General features: G+C 53.2%; 17 protein-coding genes and 1 pseudogene. 13 read left to right on the forward strand and 5 right to left on the reverse strand.

What is annotated here, in order from left to right; all coding sequences use genetic code 11:
- Positions 1 to 41: 41 nt before the first annotated feature.
- Positions 42 to 1,244: an MFS transporter gene (locus ACOZIO_RS00980; protein ID WP_421594827.1), complete on the reverse strand. Its 1,203-nt coding sequence runs from the start codon at positions 1,242 to 1,244 to the stop codon at positions 42 to 44.
- Between the two features lie 113 nt (positions 1,245 to 1,357).
- On the opposite strand from ACOZIO_RS00980, the gene ACOZIO_RS00985 reads away from it, so the two are divergent.
- The 3 genes from ACOZIO_RS00985 to ACOZIO_RS00995 all read left to right on the forward strand — a co-directional run bounded on the left by ACOZIO_RS00985 (position 1,358) and on the right by ACOZIO_RS00995 (position 4,414).
- Complete coding sequence (locus ACOZIO_RS00985; RefSeq protein WP_129990787.1) at positions 1,358 to 2,323, forward strand: LysR family transcriptional regulator; 966 nt, start codon at positions 1,358 to 1,360, stop codon at positions 2,321 to 2,323.
- A 149-nt stretch (positions 2,324 to 2,472) separates the two neighbouring features.
- On the forward strand, positions 2,473 to 3,456 hold the full coding sequence (gene zntB, locus ACOZIO_RS00990; protein ID WP_129951159.1) for a zinc transporter ZntB: 984 nt from the start codon (positions 2,473 to 2,475) through the stop codon (positions 3,454 to 3,456).
- A 274-nt stretch (positions 3,457 to 3,730) separates the two neighbouring features.
- A complete protein-coding gene (locus ACOZIO_RS00995; RefSeq protein ID WP_421594828.1) occupies positions 3,731 to 4,414 on the forward strand; it encodes a hypothetical protein in 684 nt (227 codons plus the stop codon).
- A 59-nt stretch (positions 4,415 to 4,473) separates the two neighbouring features.
- Here the strand turns inward: ACOZIO_RS00995 and ttcA are convergent, their stop codons facing one another.
- Positions 4,474 to 5,409: a tRNA 2-thiocytidine(32) synthetase TtcA gene (gene ttcA / locus ACOZIO_RS01000; RefSeq protein WP_129951161.1), complete on the reverse strand. Its 936-nt coding sequence runs from the start codon at positions 5,407 to 5,409 to the stop codon at positions 4,474 to 4,476.
- 101 nt (positions 5,410 to 5,510) lie between these two features.
- Positions 5,511 to 5,642, reverse strand: a pseudogene (locus ACOZIO_RS01005) (site-specific integrase); the annotation flags it as partial.
- Positions 5,643 to 5,797: 155 nt separating this feature from the next.
- On the opposite strand from ACOZIO_RS01005, the gene ACOZIO_RS01010 reads away from it, so the two are divergent.
- The 3 genes from ACOZIO_RS01010 (at position 5,798) to nudI (ending at position 6,872) form a co-directional block, all read left to right on the forward strand.
- Positions 5,798 to 6,031: a YgdI/YgdR family lipoprotein gene (locus tag ACOZIO_RS01010; protein WP_015689902.1), complete on the forward strand. Its 234-nt coding sequence runs from the start codon at positions 5,798 to 5,800 to the stop codon at positions 6,029 to 6,031.
- A 32-nt stretch (positions 6,032 to 6,063) separates the two neighbouring features.
- The gene (locus ACOZIO_RS01015) at positions 6,064 to 6,306 is read left to right on the forward strand and encodes a YgdI/YgdR family lipoprotein (RefSeq protein WP_129951163.1); all 243 of its coding nucleotides are present in this window, start codon (positions 6,064 to 6,066) and stop codon (positions 6,304 to 6,306) included.
- Between the two features lie 140 nt (positions 6,307 to 6,446).
- The gene (gene nudI, locus ACOZIO_RS01020) at positions 6,447 to 6,872 is read left to right on the forward strand and encodes a nucleoside triphosphatase NudI (RefSeq protein ID WP_129951164.1); all 426 of its coding nucleotides are present in this window, start codon (positions 6,447 to 6,449) and stop codon (positions 6,870 to 6,872) included.
- A 43-nt stretch (positions 6,873 to 6,915) separates the two neighbouring features.
- On the opposite strand, the gene ACOZIO_RS01025 is transcribed toward nudI, so the two are convergent.
- Positions 6,916 to 8,715: a sodium:solute symporter family transporter gene (locus ACOZIO_RS01025; protein WP_129951165.1), complete on the reverse strand. Its 1,800-nt coding sequence runs from the start codon at positions 8,713 to 8,715 to the stop codon at positions 6,916 to 6,918.
- 257 nt (positions 8,716 to 8,972) lie between these two features.
- Here ACOZIO_RS01025 and ACOZIO_RS01030 point away from each other — a divergent pair, with 257 nt between their 5' ends.
- From ACOZIO_RS01030 to ACOZIO_RS01060, 7 genes are all read left to right on the forward strand, one after another.
- Entirely contained in the window at positions 8,973 to 10,328 is a 1,356-nt protein-coding gene (locus ACOZIO_RS01030) for an alginate lyase family protein (RefSeq protein ID WP_421594829.1), read from the forward strand.
- Entirely contained in the window at positions 10,325 to 12,463 is a 2,139-nt protein-coding gene (locus ACOZIO_RS01035; RefSeq protein WP_421594830.1) for a heparinase II/III domain-containing protein, read from the forward strand. The genes ACOZIO_RS01030 and ACOZIO_RS01035 overlap by 4 nt, the downstream gene beginning before the upstream one ends.
- 10 nt (positions 12,464 to 12,473) lie before the next feature.
- Entirely contained in the window at positions 12,474 to 13,250 is a 777-nt protein-coding gene (locus ACOZIO_RS01040; protein WP_129951168.1) for an SDR family NAD(P)-dependent oxidoreductase, read from the forward strand.
- A 94-nt stretch (positions 13,251 to 13,344) separates the two neighbouring features.
- The gene (locus tag ACOZIO_RS01045; RefSeq protein ID WP_129951169.1) at positions 13,345 to 14,055 is read left to right on the forward strand and encodes a FadR/GntR family transcriptional regulator; all 711 of its coding nucleotides are present in this window, start codon (positions 13,345 to 13,347) and stop codon (positions 14,053 to 14,055) included.
- A 251-nt stretch (positions 14,056 to 14,306) separates the two neighbouring features.
- A complete protein-coding gene (locus ACOZIO_RS01050; RefSeq protein ID WP_129951170.1) occupies positions 14,307 to 15,173 on the forward strand; it encodes a helix-turn-helix domain-containing protein in 867 nt (288 codons plus the stop codon).
- Positions 15,174 to 15,282: 109 nt separating this feature from the next.
- A complete protein-coding gene (locus ACOZIO_RS01055; protein ID WP_129951171.1) occupies positions 15,283 to 16,581 on the forward strand; it encodes an MFS transporter in 1,299 nt (432 codons plus the stop codon).
- 46 nt (positions 16,582 to 16,627) lie between these two features.
- Positions 16,628 to 19,285 (forward strand): family 78 glycoside hydrolase catalytic domain, encoded by a 2,658-nt coding sequence (locus ACOZIO_RS01060; protein ID WP_421594831.1) that lies wholly within the window; start codon positions 16,628 to 16,630, stop codon positions 19,283 to 19,285.
- A gap of 615 nt (positions 19,286 to 19,900) precedes the next feature.
- Here the strand turns inward: ACOZIO_RS01060 and nifJ are convergent.
- Positions 19,901 to 23,431 (reverse strand): pyruvate:ferredoxin (flavodoxin) oxidoreductase, encoded by a 3,531-nt coding sequence (gene nifJ, locus ACOZIO_RS01065; RefSeq protein ID WP_421594832.1) that lies wholly within the window; start codon positions 23,429 to 23,431, stop codon positions 19,901 to 19,903.
- Positions 23,432 to 23,437: the final 6 nt, after the last annotated feature.

Raw genomic sequence — 23,437 nt, forward strand, 5'->3', positions numbered from 1 at the left:
CGCAGCGAATAGCCGCGGGCGCTGATCTTTTATCCCACCCTTCAGCTTTTACGGCTGAACAGACGCAGCAAAAGTGCCGCACCCGCCGCAATCGTTGCCAACGCCACTACACCTGTCCAGCCCCCGGTTGCCAGCGCTTTACTGCCCAGCGCCGCACCGGCTGACATGCCGATAAAGACGACGGTGAACAGCAGGGCATTCAGACGACCACGGGCGGCCGGTTCAAGACCATAAACCAGCGTCTGATGGGCTACCAGCGTGGCCTGAATACCTAAGTCAAAACCGATGGCACTCAGAACAATCAGCGCGAGCTGAGCGTGCGGTGACAACAGCGGTAACAGAAACATTGCCGCAAAAGAAATCATCACCAGCGCTGATCCTATCTGAGTCACACGCGCCGGACCTTTCTTATCAGCTAACGCACCGGCCAGCGGTGCTGCCAGGGCGCCAGCTGCTCCTGCCAGTCCAAATGCGCCGGCCACCGCACTGCCCAGGTGGAACTGTTCGTTGAGCATAATCGCCAGCGTGGACCAGAAGGCGCTGAACGCTACGGACAATAACCCCTGAGCCAGCGCGGCATGGCGTAGTGTTTTATAGTTTTTCCACAGACCAAACATTGAATGCAACAGGCTGGCATAACTGAGGCGTGTGTCCGGCGTAAAACGCGGCAGAACCCGCCACAACGCGATGCCAATCAGCGCGACGCTCAGCGCCGCCAGCTGATACATCACCCGCCATCCAAAATACTCTGCCACAAAACCACTGAGTACGCGGGACAGTAAAATCCCGACCAGAAGTCCGGTCATCACGGTGCCGACCGTTTTCCCCCGTAGCGCGGCGGGTGCAATATGCGCTGAGGCGGGCACGATATCCTGCGCCATGGTTGCACCGATGCCGGTGATCAGGCTGGCTACCAGCAAGCCGTGAATGCCCGGTACAAAACCACACAGCAGCAACGCCGCGGCCAGCAGCATGCTTTTCAGCAAAATAATGGTGCGGCGGTCATGGCGGTCACCCAGCGGAATGAGGAACAGGATCCCCAATGCATAACCGGCCTGAGTAAGCGTCGGGATAAGGCCGACAGATGGGGGGCTGGCGTGCAGATTATCGCCCATAATGCCGAGCATCGGCTGACTGTAGTAAATCGAGGCGACGCTTAATCCCGCACCGGCGGCCAGCGTAAAAATGATTTTGCCCGACAGGGCGGATCCCTCAACATGGGATGTGCTGGTAAGTTCTGACATGGCCTGACCCCTGAATAATAAGTTTATAACTGCAAGTACGTGGAATGCATTCTTCACCCAAACGGTTATAAGTGGTAGCCTGCAGAAAGGTAAAACTGTTATACGTGAGGCGTATGAACAATCCCGGCACCAGTGGTATCGACCGCATCGACCTGATGCAAACCTTTGTGCGGATAGTGGAAAGCGGCAGTTTGTCCGCCGCCGCGTCGCAACTGAGCACCAGCCAGCCGACCGTCAGCCGCCGTTTGCAGTCACTTGAGCGTCTGCTGGGTGCGAAACTTATCCTGCGCACCACCCACGCGATGAAGCTCACCGACGACGGTCAGCGGTGTTATGAGCAGGCAAAATTACTGCTTGAGCGGTGGGTTTCGCTGGAAGATCAGTTAAACGGTGCGGGCGATGAACCGGTGGGGATCCTGCGGGTGCGTGCGCCGCATGCGTTCGGGCAGGACCAGCTGATCGCGCCGCTGACCCGTTATTTACAGCGTTATCCGAATCTTTCCGTGGACTGGATGCTGAATGACCGCACGCCGGACTTCATTTCGGAAGATATCGATTGCGCCATTCAGGTGGGGAATATTGTCGATCCGTCGATGGTCGCCATTTTGCTGGCCGAGGTACCTCGTATTGTGGTGGCGACACCGGAACTGCTGCAACAGCATCCGGTTAACCGGGTCAGCGAACTGCCACAATTGCCCTGGATTTCTTTAAGCACCTTTTACCGCAACGAATTCGCGCTAAAACATGATAACGACGGCAGAATGGAAAGTTGCAGCATCTCGCCGCGTATGGCGACTGACAGTTTATACGCCGTGCGAAAGGCCGTTCTGTCGGGATTAGGAGCCGGCATTGTGTCGGCATGGATTGTTAAAGAAGATATCGCTGAAGGGCGATTGCAGCGGGTATTACCCGGCTGGAACGCCTTACCGCTGCCGGTGTATCTGGTTTATCCGTACTCCAGTTATTATCCGGCGCGCCTGCGTAAATTCCTCGAAATGATGCGCAGCGTGATGCCTGAACTGGCCGAAATGCAGGCGCCCGGCGGAGAGACACACTCTGTGATATCACGACATATTTAACAGCATATGTGTAACATCTTTAGATAAATCCCGTGGCATGATCTGCTTTGGCAGGGGATGCCAGCCATGTTGGCCTGAGTCGGGTTTTTGAATGTCAGAGACTTAACGCCAGACTTAACACTGATAACGAAGAAAAAGCGAGGAACGTCGTGGAAGTCATTAAGGGAAAAGAATTACAGGTTTCAGATGCCGTTTATGCTTTCCAGATGGACGGACAGGGCGGTGTGAATGTCATCAGCCCGCAATGTGTCGCCAGTGAAGATAAACCCTGTTGGTTGCATCTCGATTACACGCTTCCCGCCAGCGAACAATGGATTAACAGCACCCCGGTGCTGCCGGATACCGTGCGTGAAGCCCTGGCCGGGGACAGCGTCCGTCCGAAAGTCATGCGCGTTGGCGAGGGTACGCTGATCACCTTACGTAGTATCAACCTTAATGCCGATGCACGGCCCGATCAGCTGGTCACTATCCGTGTCTATCTTACCGACAAAATGATTGTTTCCACGCGTCACCGGAAAGTGTTTTCCATGGAAGAGATGATCGGGGATATGAAACAAGGCAGCGGGCCGAAGAATACGGGGCGCTGGTTGGTGGAAATTTGTGATGCGCTGACTGAACACACCAGTAATTTCATTGAGGACCTGCATGATAAAATTATCGATATTGAAGATGATTTGATGGAGCAGCAGGTGCCGGAGCGGGGCGCAATGGCGTTGCTGCGCAAACAACTTATTGTATTACGTCGCTATATGGCACCGCAGCGCGATGTATTCTCGCGCCTTGCCAGTGAACGCCTGCCGTGGATGAATGATGATGACCGCCGTCTGATGCAGGAAATTTCGGACCGTTTAGGGCGCGGGCTCGATGATCTGGATGCCAGCATTGCGCGTACAGCGGTGCTCTCGGATGAAATCAGTTCACTGATGGCTGATTCACTGAACCGCCGCACTTACACCATGTCACTGCTGGCGATGGTCTTCCTGCCGGCGACGTTCCTGACGGGGCTGTTTGGGGTCAATCTGGGCGGTATTCCCGGTAATACGTCACCGTTTGGCTTCGGAATTTTCTGTGCCTGTCTGGTGGCACTGGGCGGAGGGGTGGCACTGTGGATGAAGAAAAGTCGCTGGCTGTAGAAGGTTAACCTGCTGAAAAAAAGCAAAAAAAAGCCGGTCATAAGACCGGCGTCGTTCGAATTAAATTGTGCTATGCATTAATTCTAAAAATTTGGAAATAAGACAATATGGAGCACAACGCCCATCGCTTGACGTTGCATTCACCTGCGGAATAGATATTGCACCGATCCGGCCTGTCTAATGTTGATTTCGCTCAATCTTTTTGGGGTTTCTCGCTGCGGAAGGCCTGCACAGGCATTTTCGCCTGACGATCTTATTTTCGATATAACAGGAGGTGGCTTTGCACACACGGGAAATTATTCATCAGGCGTATGAAAATACGACGGCTAAAACGTCAGCAATCTGGAATACCCACCGCGGAACGGGCGAAATCCGCACTGAACCTTTCTATCACCCGACACGGCTTGCTATCACCAGTGGCCATCGCGCAGGCTCCCCGATGGCAGCGTTACTGGACGAGTTAGCCACTGCGGCGCAGGGGGATCCGCTGGCCGATGTGGCACAGGTGAACGGAATGCATTTCACCTTTTTCGCCATCACGCAGGCGTTGTATGACAAACCGGAAGACGCGGAAGATCTCGCGGATCTGATCAGTATCTTTGAACAATATTGCCGCAGCCATGTTATGCAGATAAGCGATTTGCGGCTGGTGGCTTTACCGGATCAACTTTTGCTGGCGGGATTTCCGGATGCGGAAAGTTTGCGGTTGAGGCAGGCGCTGGTGGAGCATTTACTGAATACGTCCTGGGCAGTAAAAATCAGAGAGCGATATCCCAACACGGAAATCCCGCAAGTTTTCTGGCACAGCACGTTGCTGCGTTACAGCGCGCAATACCTGCCCGAAACGCTGCGTGTCTGGTTCCGGGAAAACCGGCAGAAAGACTTTGGCTCGCTGAGTCTGCCGGTGAAACTGGTCATGACGAATTACAACTGGACTGAGACGTTCACATTAGCCTGAAAAACAAAAAGCCCGCATTGCGCGGGCTATAAGATTCACAACGAACGCTGCGCCGGAGACTATTTAATTTCCAGTACGTTCAGGCGCTCAGCCGGTGCAGCGACTTCATCTTCTTCCGGTTGCCAGCCAGCCGGTTGCAGCGGAATATCTTCGCGATCAAAGGCCAGGTCGCCGCCGTCCACAACCTCGTCGCCGTGACGGATCCCTTTAAAATCGAAAAGATTCATGTCGTTAAGATGTGAAGGCACCACATTTTGCATTGCGCTGAACATGGTCTCAATACGGCCTGGATATTTTTTATCCCAGTCTTTCAGCATGTCGCCGATCACCTGGCGTTGAAGATTTGGCTGCGAACCGCACAGGTTACAAGGGATAATCGGATATTCGCGCGCAATCGCAAAACGCTCGATATCTTTCTCGCGGCAGTAGGCCAGCGGGCGGATCACGATGTGTTTGCCGTCGTCGCTCATCAGTTTTGGTGGCATCCCTTTCAGCTTGCCGCCGTAGAACATATTCAGGAACAGCGTCTGCAGAATGTCATCGCGGTGATGGCCGAGGGCAATTTTGGTACAACCCAGTTCTGTCGCAGTACGGTACAAAATGCCGCGGCGCAGACGTGAACACAGTGAACAGGTTGTTTTGCCTTCCGGGATTTTATCCTTAACGATGGAATAGGTGTCTTCGGTGACAATCTTATATTCCACGCCCAGTGTTTCTAAATACTCAGGCAGGATGTGTGCCGGGAAACCCGGTTGTTTCTGGTCAAGATTGACCGCCACCAGTGAGAAATTCACCGGCGCGCTTTGTTGCAGATTGCGCAAAATTTCCAGCATGGTGTAGCTGTCTTTCCCGCCGGAGAGACACACCATAATGCGATCACCTTCTTCGATCATACCGAAGTCAGCAATCGCTTTCCCTACGTCACGACGCAGGCGTTTTTGCAATTTATTGAGGTTGTACTGCTCTTTTTTATTAACTGTTTGATTATCTGACATTTTTATGTTCGATTCATCTGATGACGCAACAGGGAAAACCTGTAACGCGAGTTTCTTGTTCAGCATACCGGTCGGGTCGCTTTCATGCTTTACCGGCGGATGATAAAAGGCGGGTTCGTTCCCGCAGTCAGCATCCGGCATGCGTACGTGTGGCGCGTATGATACGGATTACGCCGTGAAAAGTCAGCGCGTTTTATAGCAGCATTCCAGCATGCGCCGATTGGGGAAAGGGAGTCGCCGGTCTGTTAAGGGTTTTTGTGCTTTTAATGACGCGCCGCTTATAAAGTGACGAAGGGCAAATACAGATGTTTCTGAATGAAGAGTCTGAAATGTTAACTAAGCTTACTGAAAACATTGTTAAATCAGGATCCCTTTCAGGAGAGAAAGTATGAACAGGAAAAACCTTATTGCCGCATCACTTGCTGCCGTATCCATTCTTTTTGTTGCAGGTTGTGCGTCTAATCAGGCGATTAAAACCACGGACGGGAAAACCATCGTCACGGACGGTAAACCTCAGGTAGATGATGATACCGGTCTGGTGTCTTATAAAAATGCCGAGACGGGTAAAACCGAGCAGATTAACCGCGACCAGGTTAAAAATATGAGTGAACTGGATAACTGATTTACCCTGAAATAACCCCTAAGGAGAGAACGATGAACAGGAATTTATTGCCACAAAAAATGTTATTACCTTTAGCTGCTATCATGTGTGTCGCTGCGCTATCAGGTTGCACCCGTACCAGTTATGCCATTCAGACCAATGATGCGCGAACCATTATCAGTGACGGTAAACCGAAAGAGGCCGATTCCGGCTTGCTCGAATACACTGATGCTAATGGTGTGAAACAGCAAATCAGCAAAACTGAAGTGAAACAGGTATCAGAACTCCCGAAATAAACCCGGTGCGTAATCTTTATTTTGTTTCCTATTAAAACCCGTCGTCAGGACGGGTTTTTTATGACATGAATACCGGTATCCGTTCCCCGCAATATGCTATTTTTCCCTGCTGAAAATCTCCGATAACTGTGTAGGAAAATATGCGCCAGAGAACTATTGTCTGCCCGTTAATTGAACATGAAGAAACATATCTGCTGTGTAAAATGCCCTCCGGCCGGGGTGTCTTTCCCGGTCAGTGGGCACTGTCAGGGGGAGGGATGGAGCCGGGAGAAACCATCGAACAGGCATTACTGCGTGAAGTGCGGGAAGAGTTGGGTGAATCGCTGGAACTGTCCCATATCACGCCCTGGACCTTCCGTGATGATATTCGCACTAAAACTTATCCGGATGGTCGCAAAGAAGAGATCTACATGATTTATCTGATCTTCCATTGCCAGGCGAAGAATACCCTCATCACCCTTAACGATGAATTTGAACGTTATGCCTGGGTGCGCAAAGAAGATTTGGCGAAGTACGATCTTAATGAAGCCACGCGCATGACGCTGAAACAGCGCGGACTGTTGTAAATAAACGGGCAGGGCTTCCGGCGGAAACCCTGCGTGATTTTCCCTATCGTTGTGACGTTACTACATGCCGTTTTAAGGCTTTTTCAGCCTGAGCCGCTTTCATGCCTTTTTCTGCGCTGCGATGCAATATCCAGCCAAAGAGCAGAATTGACAGGGCGCACAGCAGGAACAGGAGACGTCCCCACAGCGGGTTAGGTACCAGCACCATCAGCAGCAAACCCGCACCCATGTACATCGAAATCCGGCCGATTTTATCGCGTTGCAACCGGTCAAATTCATCCTGTTCATGGTCGGCATAGACAGGCGTTTCCCTATCGGTGAAGAACTGTTTGCGCCGGGTTTCACGCGCTGTATTAGTCTCACGATAAAACAAGGTGGTCAGGCAGAAAAACCCGCCGGTAAACACCAGATGCGCAAAGATGTTCCACATGATGGCCACATCCAGCAGCTCACGTGTTGTCAGCGAGATACCCAGCAGGCGGGCGACATCCGGTGCCGTGAACAGATTGGCGACGACATAAGACACGCATAATCCAAACAGTACGGTCACCCACGCGGCCCAGTCCGGAGTTTTGCGGATAAACACGCCGAGGAACAGCGGGACGACAATCGGTGCCTGCATCAGCGTGCCGACTTTCATCATCAGATCGAACAGGCTGACCGTCTGCATGGTATGCATATACTGCGCGACCAGGATCACCAGTACACCATTCACCACGCAGGCAATCTGGCCAACGCGCAACTGGTATTTGTCGCTGCGCTCACTGTGGCGGTTGATGACGGGCGTCCAGAAACTGCGTACAAAAATTCCCGAGTTTCGGTTCAGTGCACAATCCATTGAGGACATGGTGGCAGCAAACAATCCGGCCATCAGCAGGCCCACGGTGCCTGCCGGCATCGCGCGTTCAGCGAAAATCAAATACACCGCATCCGTTGCGTTTTTGCCGAGTTCCGGATGTGCAGTTGCCGCGTCAGGATACAAGATCGCTACCGCCCATGGCGGAATGAACCAGATAATCGTACCGGCCAGCATCAACACTAACGCGAACAATGCCGCTTTTTTGGCATTGAAGCTGTCTTTAGCATTCAGGAAACGGTACGAATCCTGCAGGTTATTGATGCTCTGTACATTCTTGATAAAGAAGAACAGAAAACAGGCCACCAGCAGGGAAATGTAATGCGGCCCAACGTCAGGGCCGGTAATGAAGCCGGACGGAAACTCAGTCACCAGTTTGACCGGGCCGCCGACTTTAAACAGTGCCACTGCCGCACAGGCGATAGAAATAATTGCTACTACCAGCGTCTGCACAAAGTCACTGGCCACCACGCCCCAGGCACCACTCAGCAGTGAAATCACCAGCACCACGGTGCCCGTCACCCACAGTGTCAGCGTGATGTCATGCCGGAATACTGCGCTGGCAAATACCGCCAGGCTGTTCAGCCATACGCCGGCACTGAGGATGCTCAGCGGAATGATCATCCAGGTGAAAAACTGTTCGTTGCCTTTGCCGAAGCGATGGTTGATGGCCTCGGTGGCAGTATCGACGCGCAACTGGCGAAAGCGTGCGGCAAACCACCACCAGGCAATCAGATAACCGAACACGTTACCTGCAAATACGCTGACGACATTGAAACCGTAGCGGTAAGCCTGACCGGCCGCGCCGGTAAACGTCCAGGCGCTGAACTGAATCATAAAGGCGGTCGCGCCAACCATCCACCAGAGCATTCGCCCGCCGCCGCGGAAATAATGGCTGGAGGAACCGGACGCCATTTTTTTGAAGGCATAACTGATGGCAATCATTAAGACGAAGTAACCGATCATGACCAGAACGTTAATATCCATTGTCGTTACTCTCTCGTTTGTAGGGTGAGATGTTTTTTGGTTATGTAATGAGCAAGCGTAGAAGAGAGAATGGAAATTAAAAGTCGGACAAATAAGAAATGCTTAGTTTGTTATCAAATTGTGATTCTGGTCGCTATTTGGGCTTATTGTCTGCTTTTGAGTCAATTCAGACTGGCGAAACTGAAGGTTCATTGCTTTATTAGTATGACTAAAGCGTGAAATCTCAACGGAGCAACGGCGTGTAGCCGGGAGAAAACATGAAGTTAATTCAGCGCTGTAATGTGAAAGATGCGGGAACGGGGATCACGGTGGGCGCGATGCTGATACTGACGCTGATGGCCGCTTCTGCGGATGCACTGGCGGGCGAACCGGCATTTTTAAATACGGCACAAATGGCCGTTGTCCGTCAGCAACTGCATGATCACCGTGCGGCACCGCAAACGGCAGAGGCCTATCAGCACTTGCTGGCGGCGGCGGATTCCGCGCTGAAGAAGCCTGAACTGAGCGTCACTGACAAAGGGATGACGCCGCCCGGGGGATCGAAGCACGATTATCTCAGCCTGAGTGCGTACTGGTGGCCGGACGAAAGTAAATCCGACGGGCTGCCCTGGATCCGCAAGGATGGCCATGTGAATCCCGCCAGTAAAAACGATCAGAGCGACGGGGTGCGGCTGGCCGATTTTACCGCACGGGTGCAGAACCTGACGCTGGCGTGGTATTTCTCCGGCGAACAGAAATACGCGGATAAGGCGGTCAGCCTGCTGCGTACCTGGTTTATCACGCCGGAAACGCGCATGAACCCGAATCTGAATTTTGCGCAGGGCGTACCGGGCATCTCGCCGGGACGCAACGCCGGTGTGCTGGATGGACGCTATTTTTCCACCCGGATCGTGGATTCATTAGTGTTGTTGCGCGGGGATCCGGCATGGACGGACAACGACGAACAGCAAATGCGGGCGTGGATGCAGGCGTATCTCCGCTGGTTACAGGGCAGTAAAATCGCGAAAAAAGAAGGGCGCACAGAGAACAATCACGGTAACTGGTATGTGACGCAGGTATCGGGCATTGCATGGTATCTGGGGGATAACGCGGTGATTGGCGATATGGCGAAACTGATGAAAAGTAAGCTTGATGTACAGCTGAAACCTGACGGTACTCAGCCCGCCGAGCTGGCGCGCACACGTTCTTTTCATTACAGCTATTTCAATTTACAGGCGATCAGCATGATGGCGGTGCTGGCGCAGAAAAACGGCATTGACCTTTGGCATTACAAAACACCACAAGGCGGCAGCGTGCTGACCTCGCTGGATTTCATGGCGCGCTTTACCGATCCGTCGGTGCCGTGGCCGTACAAATCACTCGATCAGATCCGAGTGCGTCCGGTGCCTTTGCTCTCGTGGGCGGATAACGCGACGGGGGAAAAACGTTACGAACAGTACATCCGCAGCGCGAAATTTACCTTGCCGCCGGCGGTGAAACCGGCGTCCGGCGGTTATCACGAAGATGTTACGCGTGGTGCGGTAATGGAAGCCGAACGTGACACCTGGCTGCTCTCATTGCCGTCTTTTGCGGCTGGTTATGTCGCGCCGCAGCCGCCGGAGGTACAAAAATGAATCACTGGCAGCCGTTGCTGATAAGCCCTGACGGGGCGGAAAAACTGCACAGGCAGATTAACGCAGATTCCCCTCTGGGGGTGGCGCTGCGTGCGCAAATCGCCACGCTGGAAAACATGCTCATGCAGCCCGTGTCGGTTCCCGGCCAGGGTGAAGCGGGCGGCCCGGAGCATACGCAGCATAAGCAGAACTATCTGGGGATCAACCTGGCAGGGCGTTTCGCGTTGATCACAGGGGAGCCCCGTTATACGGATTACGCGCTGGCACTGCTGAACGCTTATGCTGACATTTATCCCTCGCTGGGCAGCGCAACCAGCAAAGACAGCAATGCTCCAGGACGCCTGTTCCATCAGACACTGAATGAGAATATGTTCTGGCTGTACGCCGCCGAAGGTTATCACTGCGTGATGCCCTCACTTGATGCAGCTCAGCGTGAATATATTGAAGCTAACCTGTTTCGGGTGATGGCGGATGATGCACTGAAGCGGCACAGCCGCGATTTTGATATCGTGCATAACCACGGGATCTGGTCGGTGGCGGCGGCGGCGATCAGCGGTTACGCGCTGGGCGATCCGGCGCTGGTCGAAAAAGCGTTGTATGGTCTGAAAGGTGACAGTGAAAGTGGCGGATTCTTTGCCCAGCTCAGTCAGCTTTTTTCGCCAGACGGTTATTACATTGAAGGGCCCTATTATCACCGTTTCGCGCTGCGCCCGTTGCTGCTGCTGGCGGAGGCCATTGAACGGCGTCAGCCGGCGTTAAAGATTTATCAGTTCCGCGATCAGATTATCCGTAAAACCTGTGAAGCCCTGATGCAGACGGCATTCCCCGATGGCGTCTGGCCTGCACTGAATGATTCCTCTAAAACCATCAATATTCGTGATGACGGCGCGGTGATCGCCGCCAGCGTCTGCTATTCCCGCTATGGTCACCACCCGCAGTGGATCGCTGTCGCGCAACAACAACAGACGGTATGGGCCAGTGAGGCTGCGCTGGAACTTTCAGCTGCCCTGAAAGATGCTCCGGCAACGCCCGTGGACTGGGGAAGCATCGAACTGCGTGATGGGCCGCAAGGCGCGCAGGGCGGCATCGGAATTTTGCGCAGTGGCGCAGAAAATCAGGCTATGGCGCTGATGTGGTATGGCCAGCACGGCAGTATCCCGCGCCTGCATTCGGCACTTAATCACGGCCATTTTGACGGACTGCATCTGAGCCTGTTCAGCTGCGGACGCGAGTTCCTGCGTGATTATGGCTTTGGCCGCTGGGTTAACGTCGAGCCCAAATTCGGTGGTCGCTATATTCCTGAAAACAATAGTTATTGTAAGCAGACCGTCGCACATAACACCGTGGTGGTTGACGAACAAAGCCAGAATGGCGGTAACAGTCTGGAGGCAGAAAAACGCTGGGGCGAACGGCATTTCTTTGTCACGGATAATCCGGCCGGACAAGGCATGAGTGCGCGGCTCGGCAGCTACTATCCGGGTGTCAATCAGCAACGCACGGTGCTGATGCTGAACCTGCCGGAACTGTCCTCGCCGCTGATCGTCGATGTATTCCGGCTTACCAGTCATGAACTCCATCAGTACGATTATTGCCTGCATCATCTCGGTCAGTTTGTCCGCACTGATACCAGCCTTCATGCAGCCAGCCAGCTAACGCCGCTTGGCGAAGGGCACGGATATCAGCATTTGTGGGATTGCGCACGGGCTGGGATGGCGGCGGGGGATTCGGCCTTATTCAGCTGGCTCGACGGTGACAGCTACCGCACGCTGATCAGCGCCTTCCCGGATGGCGGCGAACTGATTGTCGCCCGTACCGGTGCCAGCGACCCGCATTTCAACCTGCGTAATGAACCGGCATTACTGCTGCGAACCCACGGCACTCAGGCCCTTTTTGCCAGCGTATTTGAAACTCACGGTAACTTCGATGAAGCCAGCGAAACGTCCCTGGACGCGCGTGGCAAGGTCGAGCGGGTCAGCGTGGTCAGTCATGATGATCAACAAACCGAACTGAATATTTTCTTTGCTGCTCAACGGACGCTAAACGTTCGTATCAGTAACCGCGACGCGCCGGCAGCGCAAGACGCTTTCAGCGTGGCGTGGCAATCCGCTTCACCCCTGAATATCCCTGAATCATAAAGGAGTCATTATGTTTAACGATTTGAAAGGTCAGCGAGTCCTGATCACCGGTTCAACCAAAGGCATCGGGCTGGCTGCGGCAAAAGCGTTCGCGGCGGCAGGCGCAAAAGTCGGTATTAACGGCCACCGTCATGATGCCAGTCTCGACAAACTGGCGACAGAAATCGCTACAAACGGCGGTGAGGTGGTCTATTTTGGCGCAGATGTCACAAAGTCTGCAGAATGCGAAACGCTGGTGGCGAACTTTGTCGAACGGTTTGGCGGCATTGATGTGCTGGTCAATAACGCAGGCGGACTCGGCGGACGGCAGGGGCTGGAAAACATCGATGATGATTTTTATGACCACGTGATGGATCTTAATGCCCGTTCGGCGCTGATGGTGACGAAATTTGCCATTCCGCATTTGCGTCACGCGGCGAAACAGAGCGGCAGAACCACCTCGGTGATCAGCACCGGCTCGATTGCCGGCCGGGAAGGCGGCGGGCCAGGTGCCAGTCTCTACGCCGCCTCGAAAGCCTGGCTGCACAATGTGCACCGCAACTGGGTGAAGGAGTTCACCCGGGACAACATCCGCTTTAACGTGATTGCGCCGGGCACCATCGACACCGTCTTCCATGCGGATAAAAGTGCGGAAGTGCGGGAGAAAATTGCCGGTTCCATCGCAATGGGGCGCTTCGGCACGGCTGAAGAGCTGGCACCGTCTTATCTGTTTTTCGCCTCGCATGCCTGCAGTGGCTACATAACCGGTCAGATTCTGGATGTGAATGGCGGCCAGATGGCGCCATAGCGCACAGTTCGGGAGTTTCAGTGCGGCGCAGGCATGCAGCTCACCGCCGCCTGAACTATGATGACGGCAACCTGCACAGGAAAAAGGGAAGAATATGACGATGCAGTTTGAAACCGCTGCAGGCATGACCCGTGGCCTGAATACCCATATCGCCCGCGATATCGCCCGCAAAATTCTGTCGGGCGAACTGGCGTCGGGCGCGATCCTGCCGAGTGAAATTGAACTGGGCGAACAGTTTGGCGTCAGCCGCACCGCGCTGCGTGAAGCGCTGAAATTACTGACCTCCAAGGGGTTACTTGAGTCACGGCCCAAAATTGGTACCCGTGTGAAAGAGCGTCCGCAATGGAACATGCTGGATCCGCAGTTGCTGGAATGGATGCAGGGCATGGAAGCGACAGAAGAGATCTATCATCAGTTTCTGGAATTCCGCAAGGCGATTGAACCGCATGCTACCGCGCTGGCTGCGGTGAATGCCAGTAAAGAGCAACGCATTGAACTGTCGCGTATTTACCGCCAGATGTGCCACGTCGCTGAAAATTTCGATGCCCAACATTGGGTGGATATTGATACGCAGTTCCACAGGATGATCTTCATCGCTTCCGGTAACTGTTTTTACGTGCCGTTCGGCAACGTTCTGACCACCATTTTTAAATGGTTTTTTGAGTATTCCTCAAAAGAAGGGGGGATGTGCCTCAGCGAACATCAACGCATTTACGAAGCCATCATGGCCGGCGACGAAGGCGCGGCGTTTTCAGCCTCACTGAGCCTGATGAAAGGGCATAAGCACCGGTTACACCAGAGATAACGCCCAGTAAAACCGTCTCATTCTATTTCCCCGCTGCGCAGATCTTTCTGCGCATTTTTATGTCTGATGATCCCCGGAAGTGATTTCTGATACAAAAATGAAACAAATGTCACGGGCGGTTACGCCACAATGCCAGTGGCTCATATAGACTTGTCATAATTATTACGGTCTAATCATTTTATCAGGAAAATATATTTTTATTACACACATTGATTAAAGTTAATTATTTTATTCATTAAGCCGGTGAATGTATGAAAATACTCAAGGTCAGTGATTTCTTCCTTTCGAAACATCATGCTTTTAGTTTATTCGATATGAACCGTCAGTCGATGGAAGATGTGCACAGGCATGAATTCGATGAGTTGGTTATTGTCCGCAACGGCAGCGGATTTCATATCATTAACGACCAGGTGGAATTTATTCATAAAGGCGATTTTTTTATCGTCAGCGCTCATGATGCCCACTGCTATGAATCCACCAATAAACTATCAATTACCAATATATTACTGCATAAACAACGACCCTTTCATTTTATCAATAACATTGATCAACTCACTGCGGGGATAAAAGAATATACCACCTCAATAAAAAAACGGCGTACCGGATTAACGGACGCGGAACTGACGACAGTGACTGAACTGACCGATAAAATTACCTGCCAGTGGGACACCCGTTATGATAACGCCTACTTTGCTGCTTCAGAATCTTATCTCTTATCGATGATAGTCATGCTGTACCAATGTGCCACCCGCAGGGAATGCCGGGCCAGTCCGACAGAATCCGGCAAGCGACATCTGCTGAATTATTTACGCGAAAATTACGCGTGCAGTATTAACTGGGATTATTTGTGTGAGGAAAGTGGTGTGGCAAAAAGAACCATGTTCAGATTTATCAAAGAAATGACCGGCTTTACGCCCGAAAAATTTCAGTTGCGTTACCGTTTATTAAAAACCCAGGAGTTATTACGCACCTCCGATTTAACTGTCGGCAAAATTGCTACCCGGTGCGGTTTCTCCACCACATCACGTCTGACGGAGGCCTATAAAAAACAATTTCACAGAACCCCCTCTCAGGAACGAATGAGAGTCAGTAATAGTGTCCTTAAAGCGCACTATTAATAATAACCGTCATAAACAAGAAACGTCTAATAGGGAATCATAATAACAGCAGGTGTTAAGGACAGCTCACGAATTATTTTTTTCACCGTTACCTCTGAAGGACATGATTATGTCAACCATTAAACAACCTAATCCCTGGTACGTCGGGGTGGTTTCCGGCATGGCATCATATATTGATTCTGCCGCAATTGTTTCAAACGGAACGGCCCTGGTTATTTATCAGAAAGCAATAGGAACAACATCGGCTCAGATCGGCATACTTTCCGGCATATTAACGCTGAGTATTGCACTGGGTGCTTTTCTGGGCGGCAGGCTGGGGGATTGTTATGGCAGACGCAAAGTCTTTATTGTCACTATGGCGATGATCATTATGGGTACGCTGTTGCTGGCTTTCGGTAATACCTTTCCGGTGCTGCTGACCGGCACATTGCTGGTCGGGCTGGCTACCGGCGCAGACTTGCCGGTATCTCTGGCGACCATTGCCGAAGCCGCAACGGATAAAAATCGCGGGAAAATTATCGGACTGTCGAATTTACTGTGGTTTTTGGGGATTGGTACAACCATGGCGATTTCAGCCATCGTCGGCGGCTGGGGGCGTCCGGGTGCGCAGATTATGTATCTGCATGTCTGCGCTGTGGCCGTGATTTTGCTGGCGTTGCGCTGGACAATTCCGGAGTCTCCATTGTGGCTGATTGCCCGAAACGAACGGCGTGCAGGGATTGTCACGGTACGTGCGCAGAAAGCCTCGTTTAAGGATCTTATTCACGGGAAATACCTGTGGCCTTTTGTAGCGCTGTGTCTGTTCTATGCCTTTACCAATCTGGCCGCGAATACCGGCGGTCAGTTTGGCACGTATATTGCGGTGAATGTCGTGGGTATTTCCGTCGGGCAACATTCACTGTGGAACCTGCTGACTATGCCGGTCGGTGTATTTGCCGGGATCATGTTTATGCGTTTTGTCGATACACCAAAACGCATCCCGGTATTTATTCTGGGGGCATGTTGTTTTGCGGGGGGATTCTTCCTGCCGGTATTATTTAAATTTTCTCCCGCATCCTGGTTCTGCTGCTTATTTTTTACTGCTATAGGCAGCGGCCTGGCATTTGAAGGGATAATGAAAGTCTGGTCGCAGGAATCTTTCCCGACCATGCTCCGCTCTACTGCGCAAGGTATTATCGTCGCTATTTCCCGGTTGTTATGCGGTGTACTGGCATTTATTACGCCTCTGCTGCTCGATGCCGGTCCGCTGGTGTTGTATACCCTTTTATCCGCTACGGTGGCTTCCGGTTTGTTGATCGGCTGGATCTGTTTCCATGGCAAACAACGGAATGAATTCAACAGCGAGGCCGGTACGGTGACTAAAGAAACGGCATCTGAATATCCGGCATCCGTTATCAAGCAAATCTAGTGGTTTATTTTACCGCTCAGGCAATATTACATGAGGACTCAGGAATATGCTCACAGTGATCAGACTTACATTAAATCAGGAATCAGCATTGTATGGTGTGCAGGAATTTCCGGTATTAGGCTGGGAAATTGCAAGCCATAACAGAAATGTCCGGCAAACCGCTTACCGGATCCAAATTAGCCAGGATCAGGGTTTTGATAAAATCCTGTTTCGGGGCGAATGGCAGGACGGCGAATATTCTAATAATGTCACCCTGAATGAATTCACTCTCATCTCTTCACAGCATTATTTTATCAGGGTGCAGATCCGTGATAATTATGGCGACACCAGTGCCTGGAGTTCGCCTGCGGAGATGATTTCCGGCGTGCTTTATCCCCGTGAATGGCTGGCTGATTTCATCACCTTCGAAACGCCGGCAGATAAAGATAATTCCAGAGCGACACTGTTACGGAAATCTTTTGTTCTGAACCGGGCAGCAGATATTCAGTCGGCTTTTATTCATGTCAGTGCGCTCGGGCTTTATGAATGCCATCTCAACGGTTGTAAAGTCGGAGAAGATAGCCTGACGCCGGGTTGGACGAGTTATCACAACCATTTACTTTATCAGACTTACGAGGTAACCGGTCATCTGAAAAAAGGTGAAAATGTCCTGGGTGCCATTTTAGGTGCAGGCTGGTACAAAGGTGACATGGGTTTCAGCCGTCATCGTAATTACTATGGTGAACGGAGCGCGCTTATTTCTCAGCTGATGATTAATTATAAAGATGGCTCACGTGAAATTGTGGTCAGTGATGAAAGCTGGAAAGGATACGATTCAGCCATTCTGTTTTCAGAAATCTATGACGGTGAAATTTACGATGCACGCCGGGAAACTCCCGGCTGGTGTGCGCAGGGTTTCGCAGAGGATGGCTGGCGGCCCGTCAGCGTGGTGGCGCATGAAAAATCCACGCTGGTGGCGCAGGGAAGTAACACGGTCAGAAAAATGGGAGAAATTAAGCCTGTTGCGCTGATCACGACGCCGCAGGGCGACACTGTTATTGATTTTGGCCAGAATCTCAGTGGCTGGGTTGCGTTCAGGGCCAGCGGCAAGGCGGGTGATAAAGTGGTATTGCGACACTTTGAGGTGCTCGATGCGCAGGGTAATGTGTATCTGGATAATCTGCGCACTGCCAGACAGCGAACCGAGTATGTGCTCAAAGGCGAGGCCGAAGAGACCTGGCATCCGCACTTTACCTGGCAAGGTTTCCGCTTTGTGAAAGTTGAGCAATATCCGGCGCCGCTGGATCTGAATAACTTCACCGCCATTGTTTTGCACTCCTCGATGGAACAGACCGGGCATTTCGCCTGCTCAGACCCGGCGCTGAATCAGCTACATCACAATATCCTTTGGGGGCTGAAAGGTAATTTTGTTGATGTGCCGACGGACTGCCCGCAACGCGACGAGCGGCTGGGCTGGACGGGCGATGCGCAGATTTTTTGCCGTACCGCGAGTTACCTGATGCAAACCCGTAATTTTTTCGCCAAATGGCTGACCGATCTTCGTTATGATCAGACGTCTGAGGGCGGTGTGCCTCACGTTGTCCCGGATATCCTGACCGGCTATTGTGGCAAAGACCGGCTGCTGTCCGAAGGCGGAACCCATTCCGCATCGGCCTGGGCGGATGCCGCAGTGATCAACCCGTGGACGATGTACCTGATGTATGGCGATACGCGGGTGCTGGAAAACCAGTACGCCAGCATGAAAGGCTGGATAGATTTCATGACCGCGCATGCTGAAAACCACCTCTGGCATTACAAATTACAGTTTGGCGATTGGGTGGCGCTGGATGCCAAAGAGGGCAGTTATTTCGGTGCCACGCCCGATGACCTGACGTGCACGGCGTATTATGCGTATTCCACGCAATTGTTCGCCAAAGCGGCGAAAGCGCTGAACCGCACTGAAGACTATCAGCATTACGATGCCTTACATCAGGCCATTGTCAGGCGTTTTCAGGAGGAATTCTTCACTCCATCCGGCCGTCTGGCGGCCAGAACGCAAACCGCACATATTCTGGCCCTGTACTTTAATCTGGTTCCTGATGCGTTCCGTCAGCGCACCACCGATACGCTGGTAGAACTGCTTAATGAACACGACGGGCATTTAGTCACCGGCTTCATCGGCACGCCATATTTCTGTCACGCACTCAGCCAGAATGGCCGGAACAAAGAGGCGTGGAGTTTACTGCTGAAAGATGATTTCCCGTCATGGCTGTACCAGGTGAAAGCCGGTGCCACCACGGTCTGGGAACACTGGGACGGCATCAAACCGGACGGCAGCATGTGGAGCGCGGACATGAACTCCTTCAATCACTATGCTTACGGCGCGGTGGGCGAATGGCTCTACCGGGTGGCGGCCGGGATTGAAGCCGATGAAGAGCAGCCGGGTTTCAAACACGCCATCATCAGACCACAGACCGGCGGCGGCCTGAGCTGGCTGGATACCCGCTATCAGTCCATTTACGGTGCAATCGGTGTGCGCTGGGAAGTGAGCGGTCAGACCGTGTTCCTTAACGTCACTGTTCCGGCGAATACCTCCGCCACCGTGGTCCTGACGGACGGTCAATCTGTGCAGGAGGCGGACGGGATTGATTTTGTGCGCTGTGCTGACGGATATACCGCTGAGGTGGGTTCGGGGGAATATCGGATCGAGTACCGGTTAGTTTAAGGTCAAGACATTGGGTTGCCACCCAAACGGGCTTCAAGGTCAAGACCGTGGGCGTCGGCCCACACCGACCAGAGACCCGGTAACGCGCGGGCCTCTGGACTCCGCGCTTTTTTAACTGCCCGCTACCGCTTGCTGGCTATGTTTCAGGTACCGCAGTGACAGGCTTGAAATCTTGCCGCTGCGCGGTGCCTTCTCTCGGTGTTACTCGGCCTGTGGCCTCGCCCTTCGGGCCGTCACTTCGTGACGTTGTCTCGCATAGATCGACCCGAGCCACAGGTCTCGAAGCCGCTCCGTTCAGCAAGATTTCTGAATCGCCTTCAGCTTTTTTAAAACCACAATCAGTTAAGTTGCGCAGTAGAAGCCAGAGGCCGGTTCCAAAATCACGCCGGACGAGAGGTGGAAAACCGCGCGGTATTTTGCGCGGGTTGTAACCCGATGGGAGGGCACCGCGCAGCGGCGGGATTTTGCGGCTATCACCGCGCCCGCTGAAACATAGCCTCCAGCGGAGCGCGCAGTGAAAGAGCCCGGGGGTCTTGGGGGCGGCGGCGATAAGCCGCCCCCAAGTCGGTGTGGGCCGACGCCCACGACTTTGAACTTGAAGTTGAGAAAAAAGACTCAAGACTCTGATTCGGTCTTCTTACCCGCCAGCATGGCCAAAAAGTCATATTTCTGTTGTAACTCTTTCTCCGCCGCCGCATACAACATGTCTGCCACTTCCGGCGGTTGGGCATTTAATCTTCTGAACCGCTGCTCATTATTGAGCGTATCGGTCAGCCCGCCGGATGGCGGTCTGGAATCGAGAGTCAGTGCCGGTTTACCTTCTTCCACGCGACGCGGATCGAAGCGGTACAGCGGCCAGAAACCGGTGGTGGTCAGTTGTTTCATCTGGTCGTGGCTGAGCGCCAGATCATAGCCGTGTTCTTCACACGGGCTGTACGCAATAATCAGCGACGGCCCCGGATACGCTTCGGCTTCCTGTATAGCTTTGACGGTCTGGTTAAGCTGGGCACCGAGCGATATCTGCGCGACATACACATGACCGTACATCATCATGCTCACCCCCAGATCTTTGCGCGATTTGCGTTTACCCTGCTCAGCGAATTTCGTGACTGCGCCGAGCGGGGTGGCTTTCGATTGTTGTCCGCCGGTGTTGGAATAACATTGTGTATCGAGCACCAGCACGTTGACGTTTTCGGTCAGACTCAGCACATGATCCAGCCCGCCGAAACCAATGTCATAAGCCCAGCCGTCACCGCCAATCAGCCAGATAGATTTGTCTACCAGATAATCCGCATCCGTTGATAACTGACGCGCATCCGGTGTGCCGATATCTGCCAGAATTTTACGCAACGCCGTGACATGTCCGCGTTTCACTTCCGGTGCGGAGGTGTCATCGCGCAGTCCGCCGAGCACGTCAGCCGGAATATGCTCTTCCAGTGAAGTCAGCAGACGCAGCACGCGGCGGCGATGCTGATCAACGGTCAGGCGGAAGCCCAGCCCGAACTCGGCGTTGTCTTCAAACAGAGAGTTTGCCCATGCCGGACCACGGCCATCAGAGTTGGTGGTGTAAGGCGTTGAGGGCAGATTACCGCCATAAATAGAGGAACAACCGGTGGCATTAGCGATCAGCAAACGGTCGCCATAAAGCTGGGTCAGCAGTTTGATGTAAGGTGTTTCACCACAGCCTGAACAGGCACCGGAGTACTCAAACAACGGGGTGATCAACTGAGAGGTGCGGATATCAATACGTTCCAGCGTGGTTTTATCAATTTCCGGCAGTTTAAGGAAGAAATCGTAACTGGCGCGTTCTTCTTCAAGATGGGTGATGCGATCCGCCATATTAATGGCTTTGACCGACGGATCCTGACGGTCTTTCGCCGGACAGACTTCAACGCACAGATTACAGCCGGTGCAGTCTTCCGGTGCGACCTGCAAGACATATTTCTGACCGCGCATGTCGCGGGATTTCACATCCAGCGATTGCAGCGCAGACGGGGCGTCTGCCATAAATTCCGGCTGAACCACTTTGGCGCGGATCGCCGAATGCGGGCAGGCGGCGACACAGTGATTGCATTGCGTGCACAAATCCGGCTTCCAGATCGGCACTTCTTCGGCAATGTTACGTTTTTCCCATTGGGTGGTGCCGGTCGGCCAGGTGCCATCCGGCGGGAAGGCCGAGACCGGCAGCGCATCGCCAAGACCTGCCAGCATAGTGGCAGTGACGGTTTTGACGAAATCCGGTGCTGCGTCGGACACAATCGGCGGACGTTTGCGGGGATTTTCAGGAACAGGTTGCAGCGGCACGGCGACCAGTTCTTCCAGCGTGGCGGCCAGCGCCATCCAGTTGCGGGTCACGATCTCTTCACCTTTGCTGCGGTAACTGCGGGCAATCGCGCCCTGCAATTCTTTCAGCGCGTCATCGCCCGGCAGAATCTGTGTCAGGTGGAAAAACGCCATCTGCATGACGGTATTAATGCGTGCACCAAGTTTACATTCGCGGGCGATTTTGGCTGCGTTAATCACATAGAAACGCGCCCCGCGCTCAAGCAGTGTGGCCTGTACTTCGAGCGGTAAACGTGACCAGACCTCACCGGCGCTGAACGGGGTATTGAGCAGGAAAATGCCCCCCGGACGCAGACGTTCTGCCATCTGATACAAATCGATAAACTGCCACTGATGGCAGGCGACAAAATGCGCCTGACTCACCAGATAGGCGGATTTGATCGGCTTTGTACTGACGCGCAGATGCGACACCGTTAGGCCACCGGCCTTTTTAGAGTCATAAACAAAATAACCCTGTGCGTACATTGGCGTGCTGTTGCCGATAATCTTGATATTGTTTTTGGTGGCCGACACGGAACCATCGCTGCCCAGCCCGTAGAACAGGGCTTCGAGCGATGCATGCTGTGGTAACTCTTCTTCTGCGACCGGCAGCGACAAGCCGGTGATGTCGTCATAAATGCCGACGGTAAAACGCGGGCGCGGCTGGCTGAGTGACAGTTCACGGAACACGGCGAGCACGCAATCCGGCCCGAATTCTTTTGAGGATAAGCCGTAACGGCCGCCGGTCACTTTTGGCAGTGAATCACGTTCGCCACGCGAATACGCTTCCGCCAGCGCAGTCATCACATCAAGGTATAACGGTTCTGCCAGCGCACCCGGTTCTTTGGTGCGGTCAAGCACGGCAATGCTTTTTACCGTTTGCGGCAGCACAGATAACAAATATTCAGCGCTGAATGGCCGGTACAGCCGCACTTTCAGCACGCCCACTTTCTCGCCGCGGGCCATCAGGGTTTCAATCACTTCTTCTGCGGTGCCGATCCCGGAACCCATCAGCACAATCACCCGTTCAGCCTGCGGATCACCGATATATTCGAACGGCTTATATTCACGACCGGTGAGGGCAGCAAAGGCCTTCATCGCGTCGATAACGTGCTGGCAGGTGGCATTGTAATAAGGATTAGTGGCTTCACGGGACTGGAAATAGGTGTCCGGGTTAGCCGAGGTGCCGCGGATCACCGGATGATCCGGTGACAGCGCGCGGGCGCGGTGCGCGTCAATCTGCGCCTGCGGCAACATCAGCCGGAGGGTGTCATCACTGAGCGGCGCAATTTTGTTGATTTCGTGTGAGGTACGGAAACCATCGAAGAAATGGATAAAGGGTACGCGGCTGTTGAGACTGGCAACCTGAGAAATCAGTGCAAAATCCTGCGCTTCCTGCACGCTGGCCGCAGAGAGCAGGGCGCAGCCAGTCTGGCGCACGGCCATGACATCAGAATGATCACCAAAAATTGACAACGCATGGGTTGCCACGGTACGCGCCGCCACATGCAGCACAAACGGCGTCAGTTCACCGGCCAGCTTGTACAGCGTCGGGATCATCAGCAACAGACCCTGCGACGACGTGAACGAGGTTGACAGTGCGCCGGTTTGTAACGCGCCATGGACGGTAGAAATCGCACCGGCTTCCGACTGCATTTCCATGACGGCCGGGACATCGCCCCACAGATTTTTCTTTCCTTCGCCTGACCAGGCTCCCGCAATTTCGGCCATGGTTGAACTGGGCGTGATCGGGTAGATAGCAATCACTTCATTGGTGCGATAAGCCACGGAAGCGACTGCATTATTACCATCAGTGGTGATCATGGAATA

Source organism: Rahnella sp. PD4 (genome assembly GCF_049199325.1).
Lineage (GTDB): Bacteria > Pseudomonadota > Gammaproteobacteria > Enterobacterales > Enterobacteriaceae > Rahnella > Rahnella perminowiae.